This window comes from Limimaricola cinnabarinus (assembly GCF_047631075.1).
GTDB lineage: Bacteria > Pseudomonadota > Alphaproteobacteria > Rhodobacterales > Rhodobacteraceae > Limimaricola > Limimaricola cinnabarinus.
The window spans coordinates 93,452-117,969 of record NZ_JBLHYX010000002.1 but is presented as its reverse complement, the minus strand read 5'-3'; the positions used below and the strand labels follow the sequence as shown (position 1 = coordinate 117,969).

Sequence of the window (24,518 nt, the reverse complement as noted above, 5' to 3'; positions counted from 1 at the left end):
TAATCTAAGTCGAGACGCCCTGTCGAGCTGCTGCCATCACTCTGGAAGATACTCAATGTCCAGAGCGCGCCGTCCAACAAGCATTAGTTGTCGATCCATAAGTTGATCAATGTATGGTGACTGGAGGCGGCCAGTACGTATTAAGTTCCAACTTAGTTCCTTCACACCATTTTTGTCCGTAAGGGAAGGTTTGGCTATACCATTGAACGGATTGTCAATTTTCATAGTAAGCTGGCATCGGGCATGCGCCTTTGTGATCTCCGCAGCCTTCGCCTTTTCATTGCCGAGTACCGCTTTTAGCAACTTTAACGTCTTTTCGAGGCCTGTTCTCTGACCAGGGAGCATTCCCGCTTCGGGGGCTTGAACAGTAGAGATCTTTACTGCGCCGTCCTTGTTCATGCTGGCTAGGTCAAGAATTCTTAAATTTGCTGGGGATGCGCTATTAAAGTCAAATCGCATGAACCCACCATCTGGGCCGACCTTCAGGTCAATGGTCTTCAATTTCTTCTCAGGTTCAGCAATGGGTTTGAAATGCACAAGATCACTAGAGAAAGCAGCTCGGTTACCATCTTCTCTAAGCGTGAGGTCGCATAGTTGTCCCAGAAGGATGAATTGGCGTTTTGCTGCGTCGTTAGTCTGGAAAATGTCCCCCAATGATAGGGGCGAGAAGCTTGTCTGCAAAAAATTGCCGTCTAACCACATTTCATCCAGCCTAAACTTCGCTATCGCGGGATGAGTTGGACTTGCGGGCGTTTGCAGAGGAACGTCTCTCAACCGTCTTATTCTACTCACCGCAGATTTCACTTCGCTATCTTCGACGAACATATGACGTACGCTCTTTTCGACCTGCGCAGAGTAAATCCGCTCAATCATGTGAAGGTCTGAGGCACCGTCTCGTATCGCTCGAGCTACGAAAAAATTGTCGAGTTCTTCAGGTGGAATGCGGCACATGTTCTTGCGAGCTTCCGCAACAGCAGAAGCGGCATGTTTCTCAGCTGCTTGTCCAACTCTATAGACCTCTTGGCGCAACGAAGCGCGCTTGAGTGCAACCTGGATACCACTTGCCAAATCGGCTTGCTCAGTCACTGAGATACGCTGTTTGGAAATCACGCATGGCAACGGCTTGGAAGAGAGTTCTTCAACCAAGGCCTCAGCGATTTCGTCCTCTTTTGCCGCTTCGGAAGCAATTTCTGCTTCATGGGTCAGAATGAAAACCGTTTCCGAGCGGCCCCGTGTATAGATCTTCTTTAAGATGGTCACGCCTGCTGTTGCCCCGATACCCTTAACTTGGAAGGCATCTTGCAGATCAACGACAAATGACACTTTTTGTGCCTCGTCTTCGTCAAGAGATTCAAGAAAAGCCAAGCCAGCTTCGAAACCCAGTCTGTCATTCTCGTCAACTCGTAGCATTTCGCAAGCTGCTAGAATGGTTTCTGACGGCAAGTCTTCATCAGGTGACGGAACATCGCTTTGCTCATTTTCTTGGCGTGCTGCGCGATTTCTAATGGCGGCGTTTAGCGTCGCGAGGTCTGTTTGCGAGGCGGCATTCAAGGCCGTAATCAGTGCTTCTTCAAACTGGGCTAGTTTGTCGTCGTCAGCTGAGAGCGCCGCCACCTCACCAAAACCCTTGAGCCCAAGGTCTAAGAGCGGTGCTGGGTCTCGCATCAGGCTATTTTTGATGCGATCAACTGAGGCCTCAAAAAAATCATCAATCCAAATCATTCGCCCGAGACCCAGATCGTCGAGCAATGAATGCGTTTCAGCTGTGGTCATCTAATTTGCCTTAGTGTCAACTAATTTTGATAAATCTACTCGGAACTGGTGGCGACGACCCTTCGCGTTCCGTTCGGCCAATAACTCGATAGTACATCCGTCGAGCTGAAGTAGTTGGGTAGTGATGTACAACCCAAGTCCTTGACCCACCTCGCTGTTGGGTTTTTCAGTCACAAACAGTTCAAAAAGAGTTTCTTCGAGCTTTGGCTCAACTCCGGGCCCGTTGTCGGAGATTGTAAAGCCTCTGGAGTCAACCGTTGCCGTGATGTGTCGGTGGCCTGTTTCAGGAGCGCCGTCATCCTGAAGCCAGTAGCGGCTATTTAGAACAAGATTGTCTACAACCTGAAGCAATCGATTGCGATTCATCCGCACTACCAAAGCACCATCAAGCCTGACGACTTCAGCCCGTGTCCCTTCACGCTCAAGATCAGACTTTCTGGCAGCAAAGTATTCGCCAATGAAGTTGGCTACATCAAGTTGCTCTTTGACCGCTCGTGTACGAGGCAACATGGGGTCAATCTGGGCTGCGGCACCGGACATTGCACGACGCGCAAGATCGATATGGCGTAGCTGAAGTCTAATTTTCTCGGCACATTCAGTGCCCTGCAACGTTTTTCGAATTAGACTCGTACTTCTTTCAATTTCGGAAAGGTGTGTGTGCAACTCGTGAGTCAACCCACGCGCTGCCAAGCCAACAGCAGCACTTTCAACCAGAGCGGCAACTTGTTCGCTGCGCATCCCAATCTCCTGTGCAACGACGGCACCCGCAGCAGCGAGGTCGCGCATTTTGTCAAAATCGGCGGCCAATTTTTCCATAGTTGCAAGATTTTGCTGGGCTAAACCCAATGCCTCATCCGCCCGCTCAACCGGAGAGACCTTGCTATTCAATGTTGCGATAGCGGTTCGTTGGGTTTCCGCTATCGCAGCGACGGTTTTTGCCGCAGCGTTGATGCTACTCGCTGAACTCTTTACCGTTTTGACAGCAGCCTTTGATGACATACCAGCCGCGTTGTTCTCTGAGATTTCGATTTCCCGAAGATACTGATCCAGTCCGCGCCTTACATCTTCTTGCGCTTTGTTTGAGAAGTCCCTGCATTTTTTGGCAATCTCTTCAAAGCCACGGTAGTATTGATCACCAACAAATCCCTCACGATCAGACTTTTCCGTTAGTCTGAAGTTGTGCTCGCCACTCAGTGCGAAGTAGCCAATCGTGTTGTCGACACGAAGGTGGTAGGTGCTACCCGATGTCATGCTTCTCGCTAAGTCCAGCCAATCGTCCCCTGCTCGGACACGAAAGCCGTCACGCAAAATTGCTATGCCGCCAACTCTCTTCAGGCGGGCACTCGTTGCACCCGAACCTGCGGCGGCTGGTCCACTTCTGCCAAAATTGAAGTAGTGTAGAGCACCTGAGAACTGGCCAGGATTTCCGATAACAGACTGGTTCCCCTTGATTATTCTTGAAAAGGGTGTTCGGTCCTTGATCTCGATTACCCAGTCACCGCCCGGAGAAATTTCTAAGCTATCATATTTCTTGTTGAGCTTCTTGCTTTGCTTGAGCCATGCAAGAAAGTCTTTGCCATGGTCTTTTGAGAAAACGCTTCTCGCTCTGTCTACAGCCTCTGGGTTGGCAGAAGCTGTAAAGACACTCTGTCTAAACGTAGCTTTGGCAAGGAGGTGGTAGTCGTCACTCTGGCCATCATCCTTTTGGAACTTGAAGTCGAACGATGAGACGGCTTGAGCCAAGAGATCGCTCGTCACTTGCTCCATGTCATAGGATTTCCCATCGATGCGCACACTGACCGGGAAGGTTTTGATAGATTCAAATGGAGATACGATTGCCGCGATTGAGAAGGCAATCTCAGCAGCTCGGCGTTCATCGCGCCACTTGGCGAGATCATTGAGACCAAGCACGATTACCTCGGTCCCCTTGAAACCACCTGTGTTTGGCTCCGCTGAAATTTGGACCGGAATGGTGTCCAAGGTCTCGGCACCATCACAGTCTTTCCAACGAAACCAAGCGATATTTATTGTAGACGAACCTTCCTGTGCTGATCGTAGAAGCAGGATATCGCCCAACCGCATTGTACCAAGTCGACCAAGCCCCTTGTCACCAAGCGGGGTCCTTCCTTCATCTGTCTTTGGTTTTGGCATTCCAGACTCGACACGCTTGATCGAGTTACTGACAACCAACCATGAGTCTCTCACAGCTTCAGCGGATAGCCCGTCACCCTGATCACGGATGCAGATTTTTCCGGTGTAACTTAGCTTTCGAGAAAGTGGCGGGTCGCTTTCATCGCTGGCTTCTTGTCCCGAATATTCTTCAGGAGCAAATAGCTCTGCTTCAACAGTATCTGTCGACTCGCCGAACCTAGATAGAACCGAGGCCACGGAGGTGTGCTCGAGGGTGCCAGTTGCGCGAGTATCCACTTCGATTGTGCAGTCTTTTGAGTCTGCATCATAAGCGTTTTTCACAATCTCCAGGATTGCTTGTTCTGGGTCGGTCACCAGTTCTCGACCGAGTTGGACCAGAACATGTGCACCAACTCGGAGCTGCGGGTTGTTTCGCGTATCGCTAACCAAAAGAGGCCACCAACGTTGATTCAGTCGTTATCATATCCCCACGATTGTTCTTGCTCGGCATACGTTTGACTGGAAGCCGCCTTTCAACGTTTTTGATCCACTTTCCCCCGAAAGACTCGATGATTTCTCGTCCAATCAGATCAAAAGGAACAAGCGTTTCCGCTGAAGTGCGATTCCCGGAAGTTATCACCCAGTGGCTAGGTGTCCCTACGCACTCATTTACTTTCTTTAACGCTACATAATAATCCCAAAGAAATGCTCCTACTTTGCGTAGTTTTTCTTCATTTTTCGCAGCGCGTGCACTCTCAAAGAACTCCTTTGCAGTTGTCGAAATCGCCTCGATCTTCTCCGTCTTCTGTTGAGCATCTTTCAGCGATCCGCCAAGGCTGGCAAAATCAATCGCAGCAGGGTTTGCCAGACCGGTGGACACTGGAACCTTGGGTAGATCGGAACATGGAATCCAATTCAAAGCGAGGTAACTGAACTGCCCGTAAGGAATCGTTGTTCGATTATCCCCATAGGGCGGAGACGTTATGACCACTCGATGAGAGCCCCGTCTCTTAAAGGATGCATTCTCTGTTGCGCTACAAATGAGCTCGGGAGTTGGTGCACTTTGTAGGGCCAAGGCGCGATCAGCCTTATATTCAGCTACCCGATCCAAAAGAGAATAGAGATTTCTTTCGAACGTGTCCAAGATGGCCTTTTCGGAAACAACTTCGCCGTCAGGTCTCTTGTGTAGTTTATAAGTGCTTGTTCTAGTGCGAGAACAAGAACGAATAGTTTCAGCGAAAACCACCCAAAGACAGCCTCGTTTCGCACGGTCACTTATACCCAATATTGCCCGTCTAAAACGAGAAAACAGAATTAGTTGATGTGGCTCAAACCATTTGTCTCGCTTGTGGAAATCAACTTCGACAACCTCGCTCCAATCAGACTTAACTGCTTCAAGAACTTGAACAACGGCAGAGTCCAAACAGTTGCCTGCTTCCACGGATGACTTCGCTTGGCATATAAGGATCGCCAATGGATTGATGTCTATCCCGGTGAATTCCAGGCCCCTACGGACAGCTTCTGTCATCACCGTGCCCGACCCAACAAAAGGGTCGATTACATGCACATCTGTTCCGACTTCTCGCAATATTGCATCAAGAATATCACCCTGCATGCTAGGCACCATCATGGCGGGGTACCTGATCAAGCCATGCAAATCATGGCGGGACTTTTCTCCGCTCACGAGCCAGTTCCGCGGTGTGTCTTGGTTGAACGCCGCCAAGGTTGCTTCAAGTTGTCCTTGTTGAAACACGCTCTCATTTTTCCAAGAATTGTTGTAGTTCAATGTCATAACGGTGTTGTCTTCGAATTGTGCGTCGCTGTCCACTGGCCATCTATTCCAACAGTGGTGGTATTTCGAAATTGGTGCTTTTGCTCAACAAAATCATCGAATGTATAGCTGCCAATGAAGCTGGCGCTCGCACGCAAGGCCCGCGTCATAATCTGCTCAATAATCGCGAAAGCCCCGAGAATAAGCAATCCCGGTATCATCCATAGTAGGGAAGTCAACGCAGCGTTCCCAGGCTGTAGCGCTAGCAGGAGTAGTGGAACGACCAAGAAGGGCATTGCTAGCAGCAATATTAGACGAAGTCTGCAAAGCTTCTTATCCGTTTGCTCAGAAAGTGATCCGTGACAGGAGTGGATTCGGCTTTCCCATTCAAGGTATTCATCCTCAAGCTGGCCGCGTAAGTAGTGACCACATCGACAGTGGTCGCGATGAATGTACTCCGTTTGACCGCATGAAGTGCAAGTGATCGCATTGATCCCATTCGCTTTTGGTCGGGTTGGATCGCAACGTGTCGGTGCGACTTTGGGAGCTAAGGCATTCTCATTCAAAAAACGGTCCAGCCTATCTGACAAGACCAACTTGCGTGGCTTAAGAAAATGGATATTGGACGGGAACATCTCATTGCTATTCATGCAACCAACCTCAATACGCTATCGATCCGATGAGTGTCTGGCGTAGTATCCACAACAACGGCTGGCTCAGACTGAAGAAACTCGAAGAAGAGAAAGTCGATTGCATCCCACTTCTTCGCAGGTGCCACCGGCAGACCGCGATCTTCGATACGTCGCTCCACAGCCAAGCCGATCTTTCGGTATGCCTGACTAATCTCTCTCTCACGTCTGCTCACACCATTTTCGGAATCGCCCTCGAGCACCCAAAGGGGGTCAACGTCGAACAGCCGGAATACCTTTAGGAGCAGCGAACCCGTCAGGTCCCGTTCGCCTCTTTCGTAGTATTGATAGGCGCTTCTGCTGATTCCCAGCCTTTCCGCCATCTCTTCTTGCGAGAGTTCTGCTTGTCGTCTTATCGCCGACAACCGATGTCCTAGGCCTTCAACAGTCATGCGCAACCCCAAAATTAGTTGCACTGACCACGATTATGGTCATATATATAAAATATGACCATAAATCGCGGCTATGCGTTCGTTTCTTACATACCGAGCGTACGTTTGTTTCATCCTGAAGGCAAAACAGAATCTTTTGCTTCGTTTTGTGGTCGAGACAGCCAGAGGTGACGCATGATGAAACTCCTTGAAACACCGAAAGAACTTGCTGAGCGCGTCGGCATTCCTGTGACCAACGTTCGCTACCTGATCCGTGAGGATATGCTGGATCACATCTACACCGCGCCTGGCAAACGGAACCCGAAAATCCCCATCGGGGCTTGGGAAAAGTATGTGGCCCAGTTCACGGTCAAAGCTGAACCTAAAGCCGCAACCTCGCGCAGGGAGTGTTGATCCATGCCTAACCAAGATGCTGCTGACGGTTCTCAAATCTTGGGGCTGGGAAAGACGCCTGCCCAATGGGTCGCGGTCATGTCGGACATGGGGATCGATATCTCAGAGCGAACGTTGCGCGAGCGGGCAAATGAATCTGGGGCATTCTACCGGTTGGGGCGGACCATGCTGATCACGCCCGCGCAAATCGACAAGATTTTTGAAGGAGGCCAGGCATGCCGCTCCAAATCTACAAGAGGGGTCGCTTCTACTGGGCTAAGGGCTGGGTCGAATACAACGGCAGGCCAATCGCAGGCCCATACCGGCGAAGCACTAAGGCATCTACAGAAGCGGGCGCACGGGACTGGATAAACCGCGAGACCGAGCTCCAGATACGTCGTCATGTTGTTGGCGATGAGCCAAGCAAGACGTTCTCCGATGCAATCATGGTCTACAATGCCTCCCCCAAGACCGCGAAACAGTTGATTCCGATTGTGGAAGAGATTGGTGACATGCCTTTGGGCGCAATCTCTGGTGCGCTTCTGAAGGGCCTTGGACCTAAGCTGAAGCCCAAGGCATCGACCGATACTTGGTGGCGCGAGATTGTGACGCCTGCGAGTGCGGTCATCAACAACGCGCATGAGCTGGAAGGGACACCGCTCATTCGAGTGAAGCCCTATGACAAATTCGAGCGCATTGCCCAGGACAAGCGTCGCGGGAAGAACAGCCGTGTCGAGCGCAAGCCAGCCGACAAGGAATGGATCGAGGCATTCTGTCGGGCCGCTGATTCATACAACGCAGCGCTGGTCCGGTTCATGTTCGAGACGGCGGCGCGGATCGATCAGGCTGTCTCAATTGAGCCTGACGATCTGCGCCCAGCCGAGAACAAGGTCAGGGTAAAGGCGCAAAAGGGCCACCCGGAAAGCTGGATAACTGTTTCGCCTCAGATGATGGACGAGCTGCTGGCCCTACCTCCCAAGCGTCCGAAGAACCGCAAAACCGGCAAGTTTATGAAGCCGCGTGTATTCGGCTACGGAAGCTCAACGGGCTACAACACGCGCTGGAAGACGATCTGCAAGAGTGCGGGCATCCCATACCTCTCTGCCCACCCTGCGGGGCGGCACGGGTTCTTCACTGAATTGGTCGTCCGTCAGGGCGTCGATCCTGTCACTGCAGCCAAGGCTGGCCGCTGGTCAGACCCGAATTTACCCATGCGTATCTACGCCCATGCAGAGACGGATGAGGCCGATGTCAGGGCCCGTTTTCGTACAAATCACGTACAAGCGGACACTGTACAAACACCCAAACGCCAGAAATCAAAGAAGGAATAACGCTATGAACGGTTCCCTCCTAAGGGGCAGGTTGCAGGTTCGAATCCTGCCGGGGTCACCAAACTCCTCATTGTATGATAGAATGTCGCACCATCCGGACGTTTGTGCGAGTCCGCACGGAACATTGCCTGATACTGGCGTTTACTGTTGCCTAGACTTAGCACGGATGGATGGGAACGACGTCGTCAAGGATGCATCCGACGGGGCCGAAACGCCCATGGAGCGATCGCCCGAGGGCAAGAAGGCATCAATGAAGGTCGAAGAAAAAGGCACACGAGGTGATGGCAACCAGCTGCTGGCCCGGATGCCCGCAGCGCTGGCCGATCTCATGCTGACGCATCTCGAATCCGTCGACCTGCCTCAGGGCATGATCATCGAACAACCCGACGAAGCGGTCGAGCATGTCTATTTCCCGACCCGTGGCGTCATTTCCATCGTCGCGATGACCCCCGAGGGCGGCGCCCGGATCGAGGCGGGCCTCGTCGGACGCGAGGGCATGTCCGGCTCCATGGTGGTGCTCGGCACGGATCGTTCGCCGCATCAGACCACGGTGCAGATCGGCGGCGCGGGCTACCGGATGGAGACCGCGCGGCTGCAGGAAGCGCTGCAGCAGGACGCCCTGCGCGAGCGGCTTCTGCACTACTGCCACGCCCTGTCGATCCAGACCGCGCATACCGCGCTCGCCAATGCCAAGCTCAAGCTCGACGCGCGCCTCGCCCGCTGGCTCCTGATGTGCCACGACCGGATCGAGGGCGACGAGGTGACGCTGACGCATGATTTCCTGTCGACCATGCTGGGCGTGCGCCGCGCCGGCGTCACCGTGTCGCTGCACATCCTCGAAGGGCAGGGGCTGGTGCGTGCCACGCGCGGGCTGATCCGCATTCTCGACCGCGAGGGGCTCGAGGAGATGGTGGGCGGCTGCTACGGCGTGCCCGAGGCGGAATACGCGCGGCTGCTGACGGGCTGAGCCGTCACAGCATCCGGATCACCGACTTGTCGATCGCCAGAACATAGCCCCGTTTGGCGATGTTCTTGACCAGAAGCTCGCTCACCAGCTGGTTGCCCAGCGTGTCGCGAAGCCGCTTGATCCGCGTGGCCCCTGCCGCCTCGTCGCAATCGGCGGCCGAGCGGCCCGAGATCACCGCTTCGATCTCCGAGCCCGACAGCACCTCGTCATCCATTCGCGCCTCGGCCAGCACCGACAGCGTCTCGATCGCCGCCGGTGTCAGCTTGAACTCGAAATCGTTGAGATGCACCGCGTTCTGATCGCGGCTGATGACCAGCGAATTGACCTCGATGCCCTTGCGCTCGATCCGGCCCATGCGGCGATTGAGCTGCACCAGCATCAACAGGAACGCCACCGCCGCCACCAGCATCGCCAGCGCGAAGGTCAGCAGCACGAAGATCACGAAGCGGTAGGAGGTGAGCGTCTCGGAAAAGGCAGTGCCCGACTGCGCGAGGATCTCCAGAAGCTTGATCTCGGCCTGCGCGGTCAGGTCGTCATTCTCGACGAAGAGTTGTTCGACCCGGGCGTTGAAGGCGTTGGCGTCGGGCAGGTTGACGAAAAGCAGGATCGCCGCTCCGACGAGCAGCAGCGCGATCGCGGCGAGGCCCGCCGTGACGATCCTGTTGCCCGCCTGCCTTGCTTCAGTAGCGGAGGTAGTAATCGCCTGCACTGTCCCGCCTTTTCTCCAGACCATCCTCGCCGAACAGGCTCATGATGGCGAGGAGTTTCCAACCATCCGAGCCGAGCCGCGGGCGCAGTTCGTCCGCGGCGGCTTCGGGTTGGTCGCATGGCGGGGAGATTTCGGCAACGCCGTAATGCAGCCTGAGCGGATCGTCGCGCTTGGCCTTGTAGTCGGCGTAGCAGGCCGCCTGCGCCGAGGCGGCGCCGGCGATGAGGAGGCAAAGGGTGAGTGCGAGGGTTTTCATGCCGTTCACCATGCGGCGTCGGCTCGTGCTATTCAATAACGGCTGGCGCGGGACGCCGCGTTATTGCCTGTCGGGCAGTTTGACCCAACTTTGCCGTCCAAGACCTGCCTCCCCCGGCCCCGCACCATCGGCCGGCCGCAGGGTATCCGCTCCGCCGGGAGCCGAAGATCCGCTCCAGCCGGAGCTGAAGATACGGAGACCGACATGGCTCGACGCCTCATCGCCGCGACCCTTTCGCTATCGCTCGGGCTGACCGGGCTGGCCCCCGCTCCGGCGCTGGCGCAGCAAGACGACCAGAACATGGGCCGCCTGATCGGCGGGCTGGTGGCGCTCGGCGTGATCGGCGCGGCGGCCAAGCAAGAGCGCGACAAGAAGAAGGACAAGCGCGAGAAGGCCGAGGCCAAAGCGCGCGAGGAGAGAGAGAAAGAGGCCAGGGAAGAGGGCAAGGAGCGCGAAAAGGACGCCAGAGAGGCGCGCAAGGAGGCCCGAAAGTCCCGCGAGCAGGCCGAAAGGGAAGCTGAGAAGGAGCGCGAGGAGCGCGAGGCCGCCCGCGCCGAAGCAGAGGCCCGCGAGCAGGATCGCGAGGCGCGCACCCGGGCGGCGCTCGGGGCGCTGGGCGCGCTCATCGGCGGCTCGGGCGGCGCGGCGGGGCTCGATGTGATCGGACGCGAACTCGGGGTGGATCTTGGATCCGTGCTTGGCGCGCAGACAGGCTCCGCTGGTGAAACCGAAGCCGAGGCGCGCGCGCGTGCCGAGGCTCAGGCTCGCGCTGACGCCCAAGCCCGTGCCGAGGCCCAAGCCCGTGCGGATGCTCAGGCCCGCGCCGAAGCCCAAGCCCGCGCCGAGGCGCAGGCGCTCGCCCGTGCCGAAACCGAGGCGCGCCGGTCGCAGATCATCCAGCAGGCCGAGCAGGAGCGGTTGGCCCAGATCGCCCGCGACGCCGAAGCCCGGCGGCGGGCGGAGGCGCGGGCCCGGCTCGAAGCACAGATGGCTCCGGTCGCGCCCGCGGCCCCTGCCGCGCCCGAGGCGCTGCCGCCGGTGCCGCGCGACGAGGTGACGCCCGATCTTTTGCGCGACTGGCAGCCTTCTTCGGCCAGCGCGCTGCCGATGCCCCAGACCACCACGCCGGTGGCGACCGGCGAAATCCCCTTCGCCTGCCTGCGCCAGCGTCAGATCGATTTCAGGGCTGCCTCGGTGGTCGATGGCGACTGCCTCGACGGCTACCCGGTGCTGGCCCGCAGCTTTCCCGCCGATTGCGCCGTGACCGGCAGTGACGCGGGTCAGGTCACGACAGGCTACGACACGCAGTGTCTGCGGGGTCGCGGCTACAGGATTGCCGTCCGGTAACACGGTCGAGCAGAGATGCGGCTCTTGCCCCAGTTGCCGCATCGCCCCGGGGGTGGGGGCCTCGGCCTTCACCCCCGCATGGATTTCACGAGTGCGCCTTGTTGACGAGTGCGGGACGGCGGTGCATCTGCGCCCCGTCCCGTTTTTTTGTCCCGGACCTTGATCGCCGCCGGTCCTCGCGCCAGAAGCGCCGACATGCCGCCCGATTTCACATCCGAGACCGCCGCCCGGACCCGTGGGCTTTTGCGCATCTGTGGCGTCGACGAGGTGGGCCGCGGCCCTCTTGCCGGGCCGGTGACCGCGGCGGCGGTGATACTCGACCCCGCGCGCATTCCCGAAGGTCTCGACGACAGCAAGAAGCTGAGTGCCACGCGCCGTACCGCTCTGGCCCGAGCGATCTTCGAGACGGCCGAGGTCTGCGTGGCGCATGCCAGCGTCGCCGAGATCGAAACCCATAACATCCTGCGCGCCTCGCATCTCGCGATGATCCGCGCCATCGCCGGGTTGTCCGCTCCTCCCTGCCACGTCCTTGTCGACGGCAACATGGTGCCGCGCGGGCTCGATCACCCTTGTGAGACGCTGGTGGGCGGCGACGGGCGGTCGCTGTCGATCGCCGCCGCGTCGATCGTCGCCAAGGTCGAACGCGACCGGATCATGGCGAAGCTGGCCGGCGCCCATCCCGGCTATGGCTGGGAGCGCAACGCGGGCTATGGAACGGCCCAGCACATGGCCGCTCTACTGGATCTGGGGGTGACGCCTCATCATAGGCGCAAGTTCAAACCCATCCACAACATGTTGTATCAACCCGAAATCGCAACCGACTGATTCGAAAAAGATTTTGACACCGACTCACCTCTGACTCATAGTTATCCACAACCACGAAGCGGGCCACCGCCGCGGATCAGAGGCGTTTTCCATGACCACGAAGTCGAAGAGCCGGGGGGCGGCCAGCCTCCCCCTGAACAGCATTTTGTCGGGCGACTGCGTCGCGCAGATGCGCAAGCTGCCGGATGAAAGCGTCGATCTGGTCTTTGCCGACCCGCCCTACAATCTCCAGCTCAAGGGCGAATTGATGCGCCCCGACAATTCCCGCGTCGACGCGGTGGATGACGATTGGGACAGCTTCGACAGCTTCAAGACCTATGACACCTTCACGCGCGCCTGGCTCAAGCAGGCGCGCCGCGTGCTCAAACCCCATGGCGGGATCTGGGTGATCGGCAGCTATCACAACGTGTTCCGGCTCGGCGCGGAGCTGCAGAACCAAGGCTTCTGGATCCTCAACGACGTCGTCTGGCGCAAGTCGAACCCGATGCCGAACTTTCGCGGCAAGAGGCTGACCAACGCCCATGAGACGCTGATCTGGGCCTCGAAATCCGAGGGCGCGAAATACACCTTCAACTACGAGGCGCTGAAGGCGCTGAATGAGGGCGTGCAGATGCGCTCGGACTGGGTGCTGCCGATCTGCACCGGGAACGAGCGGCTCAAGGATGAGAACGGCCAGAAGGCGCATCCGACGCAGAAGCCCGAATCGCTGCTGCACCGGGTGATCCTCGGCACCACGAATCCCGGCGACGTGATTCTCGACCCGTTCTTCGGCACCGGCACCACCGGTGCCGTGGCCAAGGCGATGGGCCGCGATTTCATCGGCATCGAGCGCGAGGCCGAGTATCGCCGCGTCGCCGAGGCGCGGATCGCGCAGGTGCGCACCTACGATTCGGACGCGCTGCAGGTCTCGACCTCCAAGCGGGCCGAGCCTCGCGTGGCCTTCGGCGTGCTGGTCGAGCGTGGGATGCTGCGCCCGGGCGAGGTGCTGCACAGCCTGGGCGGCCGCCACAAGGCGCGGGTGCGCGCCGATGGCACGCTGGTCTGCTCCGAGGCCAAGGGGTCGATCCATCAGGTTGGTGCGCAGCTCGAAGGCGCGCCGTCCTGCAATGGTTGGACCTATTGGCACTTCAAGCGCGACGGCGTGACGGTGCCGATCGACCTTTTGCGCCAGCAGGTGCGCGCGGAGATGGCCGAGGGCTAGGCCCCGCGCGGCCTTGGCAACTCGCTCCGCTTATACGGCCCCCAATCCGAAACCTCCGGGTAGAACCGCCTGCGCCATGCGCGCACGCGCGGGTTCATCATGCGCCGCCATACCGGCGGGATCAGCGCGGCCACGCCCATGATCGGATAGCCCTGCGGCAGCTGCGGCGCCTCGTCCTCGGGGTAGGTCTGCAGCAAAGGGTAGCGCCGGTCGGGCTTGTAATGGTGGTCCGAATGGCGCTGCAGATTGATCAGCAGCTTGTTCGAGGCACGGTGCTCGGCGTTCCATGAATGGCGCGGCTGCACGTGGTCGTAGCGGCCCTCGCCCAAATGTTTCCGCGTCAGCCCGTAATGTTCGATGTAGTTCACGAGCTCCAGCTGCCAGATCGCGACGAAGGCCTGCAGCGCGAAGAACACGAGCCCCTCGATGCCGCCCAATACCAGCGCCAGCGCCAGCATTCCGGTTTGCAGGGCGGTGTAGCGCCAGAACGGGTTCTTGCGGCTGCGCATCGTCAGCCTCTTGCGCGCGAGAAGCCGTGCCTCGGCCCGCCAAGCGTCGCGCGGCATCCGCCACAGCACGCGGGCGAAGTGGCGGTGAAAGCCTTCATTGTAGCGCGCGGTCACCACGTCGGCGGGGGTGCCGACATGCAGGTGATGCACCCTCAGGTGATGCGAGCGGAACGGCGACCACAGCACCATCGCGAGGAGAATGTCGCCGAGCCAACGCTCCAGCCGGTCGCGCTGATGCAGGAGTTCGTGCGCATAGACGATGCCGACCGCGCCCGAGATCACGCCCTGACCCACGAAGAGCCCGATCTTTTCCCAGCCGCCCAGATGTCCGGCGCGGGTAGCATAGACGATCAGCCCGAAGGTCATCAGCGCCTGCGCGGGCACCCAGACCATGGTCAGAAGCCGGTGCCAGAACAGCGCCTCATCGGGCGTGTCAGGGTCGGGGTTCGATTGATCCAACCCGCCGACGAGGTCGAGGATGTCGAACAGGAGCCATGCAAAGGCCGGCAGCAGCAGCACCCACCAGCCGCCCATATAAGCCGCAAAAGCCGCCAGCGGCAGCGTCAGCAGCGACACCCAGTAGGGCAGGGCGGCGAGAAGGGGCGCGCGGGTGGCGGGGAGGGTGCTCATGCGGGAACTCTAGCCAGCGGTATGTCTGCGCTCAACGGAGAGATGCGGCGCCGCGACGTCGTGCACCTTGCGCATCGCAGTGGGCAGCGCGCCAGGCCGGAAGGCGTCTTCAGGAACGAAATGCCCACGCTCGGGGTTCACCGGGGCCAGATCGGCCACCATGACGGTGAGTGTCAGCCGAAAATGGGTGAAGACATGCACCGCCTCGCCCGCCGCGCGCCAGTCGCCCGCCGCGGGGGGCATGGGGGTCGGAGCCTCGCCCCAGTCGGAGCCGGGAAAGCCGAGCATGCCGCCCAGAAGGCCCTTGTCGGGCCGCGTCTCCAAAAGCCACGCGCCATCTGCCCGCCGCCCGACATAGGCATAGCCGCGCCGGTGCGGCTTGGCCTTCTTCGAGGCTTTCACGGGGCGTTCGGTCTGGGTGCCGCGCAGGCGCGCGAGGCAGGGATCGCGCAATGGGCAGATGCCGCAGGCCGGGTTGCGCGGCGTGCAGATCGTGGCGCCGAGATCCATTACCGCCTGCGCGTGATCGCCGGGCCGCGCGTGCGAGGTCAGCCGCGCGGCATGGGCGATGAGTTCGGGCTTGGCGGCGGGCATCGGGGTGGCCACATCGAAAAGCCGCGACATGACCCGTTCGACATTGCCGTCGACCACCGTTTCGGACCGGTCGAAAGCGATCGCGGCCACGGCGGCAGCGGTATAGGGGCCGATGCCCGGCAGCGCGATCAGCGCGTCATGCGTGTCGGGAAACCGCCCCCCGTGATCGGCCACAACGGCGCGCGCGCATTTCAGGAGGTTGCGGGCGCGGGCGTAATACCCGAGCCCCGCCCATTCGGCCATGACTTCTGAATCATCGGCCGCCGCGAGATCCGCGACGGTGGGCCACAGCGCGGTGAAGCGGTCGTGGTACTTTCGGACGGCGGCCACGGTGGTCTGCTGCAGCATCACTTCGGAGAGCCAGACGCGGTAGGGATCGGGCCGCACCCCAGCGGCCTTCTCGGCCGGGCCGGTGCGCCACGGCATGGTCCGCGCGTGGCGGTCGTACCAGTCGAGCAGCGCGCTCGTCATTTCGCTCTCGGTCACGCGCATCTCCTCTGGTCCGGCCCCCCTTCCATCTAGTAGACTAGGGGCTGTCATGAAACAGCGACGCTTCTCCACCACACGCGGTTTTGCACAGGCCTCGGGCCTGCTGCAGTCGCGCATTCGCGGCGCCTCGGAGGCGCGCGGCTTTGCCGTGACCCGGCTTCTCACCCATTGGGCCGAGATCGTGGGCGAGGACACGGCCCGCATCGCCCAGCCGGTCAAGGTCGGCTATGGGCGCGACGGGCTCGGCGCGACGCTGACGCTGCTGACCACCGGGGCGCAGGCGCCGATGCTGTCGATGCAGTGCGAGGCGATCCGAGAGCGGGTCAACGCCTGCTATGGCTACCGCGCGATCGCCAAGGTGCGCATCACCCAGACCGCGCCCACGGGATTCGCCGAAGGCGAGGCCGCCTTCGCGCCCGCCGCCAAACCCGTGTCCCGCAGCCCCGATCCGGAGGTGACGGCGCAGGCGGCGAGGACCGCCCAAGGGGTGGGAGACACGGAATTGCGACTTGCGCTCGAGGCGCTGGGTGCCAATGTCTTCTCCAAGCATCGGAATTGAGACAGGAAGACCCATGAAACTCGCAAGCTCCACCATCGCCCTGACCGCTGCGCTGGGCTGGATGGCTCTCGCTGCCCCGATCTCCGCACAGGAGGCCACCGGCGCAGAGGCCGAGACCGAGGCCGGGACAACCGCCGAGGCCACGACCGAAGCACCGACCGGGACTGAACCGGACGCCGAGACCACTACCGAAGGCGACACCGAGACGGAGGCCGAGGCCGAGGTCGAGACGGGCACCGGTGCCATGGCCGAAACCGAGACGGCGACCGAAGTCGAGACGGACGGCGCTGTCGAGGACGACGCGGAGATGGAGGCCGAAGCGGAGACGACCGTCACCGAAAGCGGCACCGCCACCTCGAACGCCGACACCGATCAGGACATGGCCAGCGATGAAGACGGGGCCTCTGTCGAAGAGGGCATCGTCGAGATGGTGCAGGGCGCCGAGGACGCGCCGGTCACGGTGATGGAATACGCCTCCTACACGTGCCCGCATTGCCAAAACTGGCACGAGACCAGCTATCCGCAGCTCAAGGACTACATCGACGAGGGCAAGGTGCGCTTCGTCTACCGCGAGGTCTATTTCGACCGTCCCGGCCTCTGGGCGTCGATGATCGCGCGCTGCGGCGGCGAGACCAAGTTCTTCGGCATTTCCGACATGCTCTATGACCAGCAGCGCGACTGGGCCGGCGGCGGCGATCCGGCGGCGATCGCGGCCAAGCTGCGCGCCATCGGCCTCTCGGCCGGGATCGAGGAAGCCCAGCTCGAGGCCTGCCTCACCGATGGCGACACCGCGCAGGCACTCGTCAGCTGGTACGAGGAAAACGCCGAAGCCGACGAGATCAACTCGACCCCGACCTTCCTCATCAACGGCGAGAAGTATTCCAACATGGCCTGGCCGGACATGGCCGAGATCATCGACGGACTTATCGAGGAATAAGCTCCAGCCGGTCGAGCGCGGCGTCGAGCGGGGCGGCATCGTCCCATTCGAGCCGCACCGGCAGCGTCAGGACCTTGGACCGAAAGGACGCGGGCAGACGCACCGCGTCCTTTTCCGTTGTCACGAGCTGCGCGGGAAGCGCGCGCGCCTCCTGCTCAAGCCGCGCCATCAGCGCCGGCGTCAGCGGTTGGTGATCGCCCAGCGCCTCGGCCCGGCGCAGATCGGCGCCAAGGCCGCGCAGCGTGGCAAAGAACTTCTCCGGATGGCCGATGCCCGCAAAGGCCAGCACGGGCATTCGGTCCCAGACCATGCCGGTGGCAAGCGGTGCGAGGCGGCCCGTCAAATGCGGCAGATCGCCCAGAGCCGCGCCCCAGCGCGCCGCAAAGCCCGCCTGCTGGCCCGCGCCGCCGATCGACAGCACCAAGTTGGCCCGCGCCAGCCCCGCTGTCACCGGCTCGCGCAGGGGGCCCGCCGGGATCACCCGCCCGTTGCCGAAGCCGCGCGCGGCATCGACCACGACGATCGACAGATCCTTGTCGAGAGCGGGGTTCTGGAACCCGTCATCGAGGATCAGCACCTGCGCGCCCGCCGCCACCGCCGCCCGCGCCCCCGCCGCGCGGTCGCGCGCGACCCAGACCGGGCCGAAGGCCGCGAGGAGAAGCGGCTCGTCGCCGACATCGGCGGCGGAGTGGTGCCGCTCCTCGACCCGCACCGGCCCTTCCAGCCGCCCGCCATGGCCCCGGCTCACCACATGGGCGACGACGCCGCGCGCCGCGAGGCGCTGCACCAGCGCGATGACGGTCGGCGTCTTGCCGGTGCCGCCCGCGTTGAGGTTGCCCACGCAGATCACCGGCACCGGCGCGCGCCAGCCCGGACGCGCGACACGCCGTGCGGTGGCGGCGGCATAGAGCGCGGCGAACGGCGCGAGGGCACGGGCGCGCGGGCCGGGCCGGGCAGGGTCGCCATCCCAGAAGAGGGGCGGTTTCATGAGCCGCGTTCCAACGCGGTGTGGATGAGGTCGATCGCCCGGTTCGTGGCCTCGGCCCCCGCGGTGGCCACGCCCCATGCCGCGCGCGCCAGCAGCGCCGCCCGGTCGGGCGACAGCAGCGCCTCGACCGCAAAGCCCAGATCGGCGGGGCCGCGCACGCCGCGACAGGCGGCCGCGGCGGTGAGCCGGGCGTAGCCATCCGCGTACCGGGCCTGCTGAGGGCCATGCAGCACCGCCGAGCCCAGGGCGGCGGGCTCCATAGGGTCGCGGCAGGGCAGGCCCGACAGCGTGCCACCCATCATCGTCATCGGCGCGAGCCGGTACCAAAGCCCGATCTCGCCCGGCCCGTCGGCGACGTAGATCTCGGTCGCCTCGTCGGGCTCGGCCCCTTCGCCGCGCTCGGCCACGATGAACCCCTGTTCGCGCAGGGATCGCGCAATGCGCGGCGCGGCGGTTTCGCTGGCCGGGGCGAGGATCAGCAGCAGCCGGTGCGCGCGTTTGCTGGCCTGCCGCTGCGCGATGGCGATGGCGGTCAGCTCGTCCTCGACCGCGCCTGCCACGAGCCAGACCGGGCGCGGGCCGATTGCATGGGCGAGATCGGCGCGGTCGCGCTCGTGGCAGCCGGGCAGGGGGCGGCTGTCATCGAGCCGTCCGGTAATCTCTATGCGGTCGGGTGCCACGCCGATGCGGCGCAATCGCGCCGCCGCCGTCCCGTCGATCGCCATCACCCGGTCGAACACCTCGAAGGCCGCGCGCCGCGCGCCCGGCCGCCAGCCGCCGCCTGCGAGCATGGCGGTCTCGGCCTCGGCATCGACCAGCAGGGCCGGGATGCCGGCACGCGCCGTCTCGGACAGAAGAGACGGCTGAACCGGGCCGCGAATCCACATCAACAGATCCGGCCGCCAGCGCCCGAGAAACTCCTGCGTGGCGGCGCGGCTGTCCAGAAACGGCGGCCATTGCAGCATGTTGCGCGGCGCGTCGCGCTGCCGCGCCGCCGCCGTGAGCAGCAAGGTCACCGGCTCGCGCTCCTCCTCGAGCCGCCGCGCCAGCGCCATGGCGGCGCGGCTGCGCTCGGGGTCGGGGCAATGCACCCAGACCAGCGGCCCCTCGGGCCGCCGCGCGGGATCGGCGGGCGGCTGTCTCAGCTGCCGAGTTCCTCGGTCGGCGAGGCGGCGGCCTCCTCATCGCGCAGGCGGTGGATATGGGCGATGAAGTAGCGCATGTGGGCGTTGTCCACGGTGCGCTGCGCCTCGGTCTTCCACGCGTTGTAGGCGGAGGCGTAGTCGGGGAACATGCCGACGATGTGGATGTCCTCGGTGCTGCGGAACACGTTCTGCGACGGGTCGGTCAACTCGCCGCCGAAGACGAGATGCAGGCGCTGGGTCATGGGGTATCCTCGGGTTGGGGGCTCCGGGGGCAAATTACGCGTCGAAGGGGCCGGGTCAAGCGGCGGCGGGGTCCAGAAGCGGCAGCAGCACGCCATGCAGCGCGCCCCCCGCCAGCACGCCGTCGCTTTGCGGCACCGGCTTGTTGAACGTGAGCACGGCGCCGCGCCGGTCGGTGGCGGTGCCGCCCGCCTCGGTCAGGATCAGGCAGCCGGCGGCGATGTCCCATTCCCATGTGGGGCGGATCGTCAGCATCGCGTCGAACCGCGCCTCGGCCAGCAGGCACAGCCGCCATGCCAACGCCGAGCGAAAGGCGCGGCGCACCGGCGGCACGTCGCCGCCCGACCACTGTTCGGGGCTCATCGCGAGGCGCGGCCCGAGCAGCGTGGCGCGCGCGGGGTCGGTCTGGTCGCTGGCGCGGATCGGCGCACCGTTGAGAAATGCGCCACCCCCCAGCGTCGCGGTATAGAGCAGGCCGTGCCTGGGCAGCAGCACGCAGGCGGCGGTGATCCGTCCGTGCTCGGCCACGGCGAGCGAATGCGCCCAGTCGGCGCTGCCTTCGAGATAGGCGCGGGTGCCGTCGATCGGATCGACGATGAAGCTCCGCTCGGCCGCGAGCCGCTCCGGCGCGTCCGCCGTCTCCTCCGAAAGCCAGCCATAGGAGGGCCGCGCCGCGCCGAGCCGCGTGCGCAGCATCGCGTCCACCGCGAGGTCGGCCTCGCAGACCGGCCCCGCCCCATCGGGCTTGTCCCAGACCTCGGGGGTGCGGAACTCCATGGCGATCGGCGCCGCCGCGTGGGCCGCGGCGACCAGAAGCGCCAGATCCTCACTGTGATCAGTCGCCTGCAAGGGTCAGCCCGTCCACGAGAAGCGAGGGCACGATGCGGCTCAGATGCGTGCGCGCGTCATTGGCGGGCACGAGGGTCATGAGCATGTCGCGCAGGTTGCCCGCGATGGTGCATTCGTTAACCGGATGGAGGATCTCGCCCTTCTCGACCCAGAAGCCCGAGGCCCCGCGCGAGTAATCGCCGGTATTGGGGTTGATGGTCGAGCCGATCATCGAGGTGACCAGAAGCCCGGTGCCCATCTGCGCAATCAGGTCCTCGCGGCTCGCCGCCCCTTGGGTCAGCCGCAGGTTAGTGACCGAAGGCGATGGCGGCGCCGAGGTGCCGCGCGCGGCGTTGCCGGTGCTCGTGAGCCCCAGCTTGCGCGCGGTGGCCAGATCGAGGATCCAGCCCGTCAGCACCCCGTCCTCGACCACGGCCCGCTCGGCGGTGGGCAGGCCCTCCCCGTCGAACAAGCGCGAACCCGAGGCGCGGGGGCGGTGTGGCTCCTCGATAAGCGACAGGCCGCTCGGCAACACCTGGCTGCCCTCGCGGCCCAGAAGCCAGCTCGATCCGCGCGCGATGGCCGCGCCGTTGGCGGCGGCCAGCAGGTGGCCGATCAGCGAGGAAGAGATCCGCTCGTCGAACAGGACGGGGTATTTGCCGGTGCGCGGACGGCGCGGCTTCTGCCGGGCCACGGCGCGCTCGCCCGCGAGGCGCCCGATTTCCTCGGGGCTCTTCAGGTCGGCCTGAAAGATGCGGCTGTCGCCGTCCCAGTCGCGCTCCATTCCGGTGCCGCTGCCCGAGACCGCCACGCAGGAGATCGCCCGGTCCGACCTCTCATAGCCGCCCGAAAAGCCATTGCTGGCCGCCATGTGGATGCGCCGGTGGCCATAGCCCGCCGTCGCGCCCTGCACCTGCGTCACGCCCTCCACGCCGCGCGCGGCGGCCTCGACGCAGCGCGCATCCTCCTCGAGCGCTCCAGGATCGGGCTCGGGCGAGGGGTCGTACATCTCGAGCCGCGACGAGTCGGTGTCGCGGGCCAGCTGCGCGGGATCGGCAAGGCCCGCATGCGGGTCCTCTGGAGCTTCGCGCGCCATGGCGACGGCGCGTTCGGCCATGGTTTCAATGGTCGCGTCGCGCGCGTCCGACGACGACACCACCGCCTGACGACGGCCCATCAGCACCCGCAGGCCGATATCGACGCCCTCGGAGCGTTCCGCCTGTTCGAGCCGCCCATCGCGCACGTCGATGGACAGGGCCGTGCCGTCCACCGCCACCGCGTCGGCGGCGTCGGCCCCGGCGCGGCGGGCCGCCGCGAGCATCCGGTCGGTCAGGTCGGCGAGCGATACGGTCATGGGGCGATCCTTTCGGGCTGTCGCCCGTGCATCTAGCGCGCCCGCGCCCCGCTGGAAAGCGACGGCGCGGGCGACAGCCTCACTTGATCCGCTGGTCGTTGGCGATGACATGGCCTTCCGCGTTGATCTCGATGGTCGAGGTCAGCTCGTCATGGCCCACCGGCGTGGTGAACAGGCCCAGCATCATCCGCGGACCCATCAGCTGCTCGGCGGGGATCACGCCGAGCCGGGAGAGATTCTCGATCAGCCCGTTCAGGCCGGTAATCCGAAGGTCGATCTGCCCCTCGGGGCGTGGAAAGCCCGCGAAGGTCTCGAAATCGCTGTTGTCGAAGCTGAAGGTGCCGTCGCCCAAGACCTCGGCGCCGGCGAGGCGCAGCACCAGCCGGTCAAGCGTCAGGCTCTCGATCTCAGGCGCGGCCTCGGCCATCGCGGCTTCTTCGCCCACGGCTTCGGCGGTTTCAGGATCGGTGAGGTCCTGCGGCAGCCGCGCGGTGCCCGACAATTCGAGGATCAGCGTCGCGGGATCGCGCGGCAGGATCGCCGAAGGGTCGAACAGCGCCCAGATCGGGTCGCTCAGGGTCAGGCTGTCGAGCGTCACGCGCGCCGAGAGATCCTGCGCCGCCTCGTTCGCCGCCAGCGGCGCGTCGAGGGCGAAGCCGTATTCGGCCACCGAGGCCTCGAGCGGGAAGGGCAGCGGCCCGTCGGTGAGCGTCAGCGTCAGGCCCTTGGTCGAGGAGGCATAGCTGGCGCGGGCCGGGTCGAGCGCGAGGCTCACCTCGCTCGAGCCGGTGCGCGCGGTGCCGGCGGCGCGGCCCTGCGGGCCTTCTCCGTCGAACTCCACCAAGGCCGGCCCGGTGGCATAGTCGAAGGCGAGCGAGAAGCCCTCGGGCAGCGCCTCGGCCTCATCCATGCCCTCGGGCAGAGACAGGGCGCCGTCGATGGCGATCTCGGCAACGCTGGCATCGATCGAAAACGTGCCGCCGGTTTCGTCGTCCTCGCCCTCCAGCGCGATCTCCAGCGTCTCGGCGGCGATGTCGTACCCGGTGCGGCGCAGCCCGTCCGTCCCGGTTTGCGCGAGGTAGTTGCCGCTCAGGGCATTGAGCGCGAAGAGGCCCTCCGCGGGGACCACTTCGCCGGCTTCGGTGATCTCGTCGAGCGTCAGCGCGTAGCGGCTGGCGGTATAGTCGTAGCGCATCGCCTCCGGGTCGCCGCTCACCGTGAGGGCGAGGCCGGTCTGTCGCACCGAGAGGTCGATCTCGGACTCGACGCCCGCCTCGTCGGTGCCGGTGATGGTGATCGGGTAGCTGTCGGACATGCCGATCTCGACCGTGCCGTCGCCGGTCTCGGTGAAGACGATCCGCGGCAGGCGGGCGATGAGCGTCCCGTCCTCGCCCTGCATCGTCAGCACCAGATCGGTGATGGTGAGCGTGTCGCCTGCGCGGTCTTCGGCGCCGGTCTCGATCCGGGTCTCTCCGAGGCGGCGCGCGCCCTCCTGCCAGTCCTGCCAGACCTGCTCGGCGGTGACTTCGGCCTGCGCGGCCCCTGCCAGCAGGATCAGCGCGCCGATCGGCGCGGTTTTCGACAATGCGGCCATTTCGGGCCCTCCTTGCAATCGCGATCCACGGGCCCAGCCCGCTCCGCCGGGGGACCGGCGTGTCTGGACCGGAGACTAGGCCCCCGCTAGGCTGGACGAAAGATCAAAGCGCCGAGGAGGATGCGATGCAGGGGAAGACGGTTCTGATCACCGGGGCGAGCCGGGGCATCGGTGCGGCCGCCGCGCGGGAATTCGCGGCCCAAGGCGCGCGCGTCGCGCTGCTTGCGCGCAGCGCCGAGGCGCTGTCGGACATCACCAAGGAGCTGGGCGAGGCGGGCCTTGCCATCCCCTGCGACGTCAGCCGCTACTGGGAGGTCGAGGCGGCGATCGAGGCCTGCGTCAAGGAATTCGGGCGGCTCGACGTGATGGTGAACAACGCCGGCGCAATCGAGCCGATCGGTGCCATGGGCAATCTCGATCCCGAGGCTTGGGGCAAGGTGATCGACATCAACCTCAAGGGCGTCTTCAACGGCATGCGCGCGGCGCTGCCGGTGATGCTCGAACAGGGCGGCGGCACGATCATCACCGTGTCGTCGGGGGCGGCGCACAACGCGGTCGAGGGCTGGTCGGCCTATTGCGCCTCCAAGGCCGGGGCCGCGATGCTCACGTCTTCGCTCGATCTCGAATACCGGGGCCGGGGCATCCGCGCGATGGGGCTGTCGCCCGGCACGGTGGCCACGCAGATGCAGCGCGAGATCAAGGCGAGCGGCATCAACGCGGTGAGCCGGCTCGACTGGTCGGTGCATATCCCGCCCGAATGGCCCGCCAAGGCGCTGGCCTGGATGTGTTCGGACAAGGCCTCGGATCAGGTCGGCCGGGAGGTGTCGCTGCGCGACGAAACGATCCGCAGGCGGATCGGCCTGATCTAGGACGCCTCGCGGCGCGCGG

The 24,518-nt window shown here is 63.0% G+C and carries 23 protein-coding genes; 9 read left to right on the top strand and 14 right to left on the bottom strand.

Features of this window, described 5'->3' with window-relative positions; genetic code table 11:
* Positions 1-36: 36 nt before the first annotated feature.
* From ACJASC_RS02385 to ACJASC_RS02370, 4 genes are all read right to left on the bottom strand, one after another.
* A complete protein-coding gene (locus tag ACJASC_RS02385) occupies positions 37-1,773 on the bottom strand; it encodes a hypothetical protein (RefSeq protein WP_415143245.1) in 1,737 nt (578 codons plus the stop codon).
* A complete protein-coding gene (locus ACJASC_RS02380; RefSeq protein ID WP_415143243.1) occupies positions 1,774-4,278 on the bottom strand; it encodes an ATP-binding protein in 2,505 nt (834 codons plus the stop codon).
* A 67-nt stretch (positions 4,279-4,345) separates the two neighbouring features.
* Positions 4,346-5,731 carry a TRM11 family methyltransferase gene (locus ACJASC_RS02375; RefSeq protein ID WP_415143241.1) on the bottom strand — a complete coding sequence of 462 codons (1,386 nt, stop codon included), beginning with the start codon at positions 5,729-5,731 and terminating at the stop codon, positions 4,346-4,348.
* Between the two features lie 589 nt (positions 5,732-6,320).
* Positions 6,321-6,755 carry a helix-turn-helix domain-containing protein gene (locus ACJASC_RS02370; RefSeq protein WP_415143239.1) on the bottom strand — a complete coding sequence of 145 codons (435 nt, stop codon included), beginning with the start codon at positions 6,753-6,755 and terminating at the stop codon, positions 6,321-6,323.
* 177 nt (positions 6,756-6,932) lie between these two features.
* On the opposite strand from ACJASC_RS02370, the gene ACJASC_RS02365 reads away from it, so the two are divergent.
* From ACJASC_RS02365 to ACJASC_RS02355, 3 genes are all read left to right on the top strand, one after another.
* Positions 6,933-7,148, top strand: coding sequence for a hypothetical protein (locus tag ACJASC_RS02365; RefSeq protein WP_415143237.1), 216 nt, complete (start codon positions 6,933-6,935; stop codon positions 7,146-7,148).
* 215 nt (positions 7,149-7,363) lie between these two features.
* On the top strand, positions 7,364-8,458 hold the full coding sequence (locus ACJASC_RS02360) for a tyrosine-type recombinase/integrase (protein WP_415143235.1): 1,095 nt from the start codon (positions 7,364-7,366) through the stop codon (positions 8,456-8,458).
* 250 nt (positions 8,459-8,708) lie between these two features.
* On the top strand, positions 8,709-9,425 hold the full coding sequence (locus ACJASC_RS02355; RefSeq protein WP_021692915.1) for a Crp/Fnr family transcriptional regulator: 717 nt from the start codon (positions 8,709-8,711) through the stop codon (positions 9,423-9,425).
* Positions 9,426-9,429: 4 nt separating this feature from the next.
* Here the strand turns inward: ACJASC_RS02355 and ACJASC_RS02350 are convergent, their stop codons facing one another.
* Both ACJASC_RS02350 and ACJASC_RS02345 read right to left on the bottom strand, forming a co-directional pair.
* The gene (locus ACJASC_RS02350; protein WP_415143233.1) at positions 9,430-10,158 is read right to left on the bottom strand and encodes a winged helix-turn-helix domain-containing protein; all 729 of its coding nucleotides are present in this window, start codon (positions 10,156-10,158) and stop codon (positions 9,430-9,432) included.
* Positions 10,106-10,390 carry a hypothetical protein gene (locus ACJASC_RS02345; protein ID WP_415143231.1) on the bottom strand — a complete coding sequence of 95 codons (285 nt, stop codon included), beginning with the start codon at positions 10,388-10,390 and terminating at the stop codon, positions 10,106-10,108. The genes ACJASC_RS02350 and ACJASC_RS02345 overlap by 53 nt, the downstream gene beginning before the upstream one ends.
* Positions 10,391-10,594: 204 nt before the next feature.
* Here ACJASC_RS02345 and ACJASC_RS02340 point away from each other — a divergent pair, with 204 nt between their 5' ends.
* The 3 genes from ACJASC_RS02340 (at position 10,595) to ACJASC_RS02330 (ending at position 13,763) form a co-directional block, all read left to right on the top strand.
* The gene (locus tag ACJASC_RS02340) at positions 10,595-11,737 is read left to right on the top strand and encodes a hypothetical protein (protein WP_415143229.1); all 1,143 of its coding nucleotides are present in this window, start codon (positions 10,595-10,597) and stop codon (positions 11,735-11,737) included.
* Between the two features lie 195 nt (positions 11,738-11,932).
* Positions 11,933-12,562, top strand: coding sequence for a ribonuclease HII (locus ACJASC_RS02335; protein WP_415143227.1), 630 nt, complete (start codon positions 11,933-11,935; stop codon positions 12,560-12,562).
* Positions 12,563-12,653: 91 nt separating this feature from the next.
* Complete coding sequence (locus ACJASC_RS02330; RefSeq protein ID WP_415143225.1) at positions 12,654-13,763, top strand: site-specific DNA-methyltransferase; 1,110 nt, start codon at positions 12,654-12,656, stop codon at positions 13,761-13,763.
* On the opposite strand, the gene ACJASC_RS02325 is transcribed toward ACJASC_RS02330, so the two are convergent.
* A complete protein-coding gene (locus tag ACJASC_RS02325) occupies positions 13,760-14,902 on the bottom strand; it encodes an alkane 1-monooxygenase (protein WP_415143223.1) in 1,143 nt (380 codons plus the stop codon). The genes ACJASC_RS02330 and ACJASC_RS02325 overlap by 4 nt on opposite strands.
* Positions 14,903-14,911: 9 nt before the next feature.
* Entirely contained in the window at positions 14,912-15,988 is a 1,077-nt protein-coding gene (gene mutY, locus ACJASC_RS02320; protein ID WP_045320112.1) for an A/G-specific adenine glycosylase, read from the bottom strand.
* A gap of 46 nt (positions 15,989-16,034) precedes the next feature.
* On the opposite strand from mutY, the gene ACJASC_RS02315 reads away from it, so the two are divergent.
* The gene (locus ACJASC_RS02315) at positions 16,035-16,544 is read left to right on the top strand and encodes a DUF721 domain-containing protein (protein WP_021694606.1); all 510 of its coding nucleotides are present in this window, start codon (positions 16,035-16,037) and stop codon (positions 16,542-16,544) included.
* 13 nt (positions 16,545-16,557) lie between these two features.
* The gene (locus tag ACJASC_RS02310) at positions 16,558-17,481 is read left to right on the top strand and encodes a DsbA family protein (RefSeq protein WP_415143220.1); all 924 of its coding nucleotides are present in this window, start codon (positions 16,558-16,560) and stop codon (positions 17,479-17,481) included.
* Here the strand turns inward: ACJASC_RS02310 and lpxK are convergent.
* The 6 genes from lpxK to ACJASC_RS02280 all read right to left on the bottom strand — a co-directional run bounded on the left by lpxK (position 17,468) and on the right by ACJASC_RS02280 (position 23,630).
* On the bottom strand, positions 17,468-18,469 hold the full coding sequence (gene lpxK, locus ACJASC_RS02305) for a tetraacyldisaccharide 4'-kinase (protein ID WP_415143218.1): 1,002 nt from the start codon (positions 18,467-18,469) through the stop codon (positions 17,468-17,470). The two genes, ACJASC_RS02310 and lpxK, sit on opposite strands and share 14 nt — an antisense overlap.
* Entirely contained in the window at positions 18,466-19,614 is a 1,149-nt protein-coding gene (locus ACJASC_RS02300) for a 3-deoxy-D-manno-octulosonic acid transferase (RefSeq protein WP_415143507.1), read from the bottom strand. Before ACJASC_RS02300 ends, lpxK begins: the two co-directional genes overlap by 4 nt.
* Entirely contained in the window at positions 19,611-19,856 is a 246-nt protein-coding gene (locus ACJASC_RS02295; protein WP_021694610.1) for a DUF4170 domain-containing protein, read from the bottom strand. Before ACJASC_RS02295 ends, ACJASC_RS02300 begins: the two co-directional genes overlap by 4 nt.
* A 55-nt stretch (positions 19,857-19,911) precedes the next feature.
* Entirely contained in the window at positions 19,912-20,703 is a 792-nt protein-coding gene (locus ACJASC_RS02290; protein WP_415143216.1) for a 3'(2'),5'-bisphosphate nucleotidase CysQ, read from the bottom strand.
* On the bottom strand, positions 20,690-22,036 hold the full coding sequence (locus tag ACJASC_RS02285) for a TldD/PmbA family protein (RefSeq protein ID WP_415143214.1): 1,347 nt from the start codon (positions 22,034-22,036) through the stop codon (positions 20,690-20,692). The genes ACJASC_RS02290 and ACJASC_RS02285 overlap by 14 nt, the downstream gene beginning before the upstream one ends.
* Positions 22,037-22,115: 79 nt before the next feature.
* On the bottom strand, positions 22,116-23,630 hold the full coding sequence (locus tag ACJASC_RS02280) for a DUF2125 domain-containing protein (RefSeq protein ID WP_415143212.1): 1,515 nt from the start codon (positions 23,628-23,630) through the stop codon (positions 22,116-22,118).
* A 125-nt stretch (positions 23,631-23,755) separates the two neighbouring features.
* Here ACJASC_RS02280 and ACJASC_RS02275 point away from each other — a divergent pair, with 125 nt between their 5' ends.
* Positions 23,756-24,499, top strand: a complete 744-nt coding sequence (locus ACJASC_RS02275) for an SDR family oxidoreductase (RefSeq protein WP_415143209.1) — start codon at positions 23,756-23,758, stop codon at positions 24,497-24,499.
* Positions 24,500-24,518 lie beyond the last annotated feature (19 nt).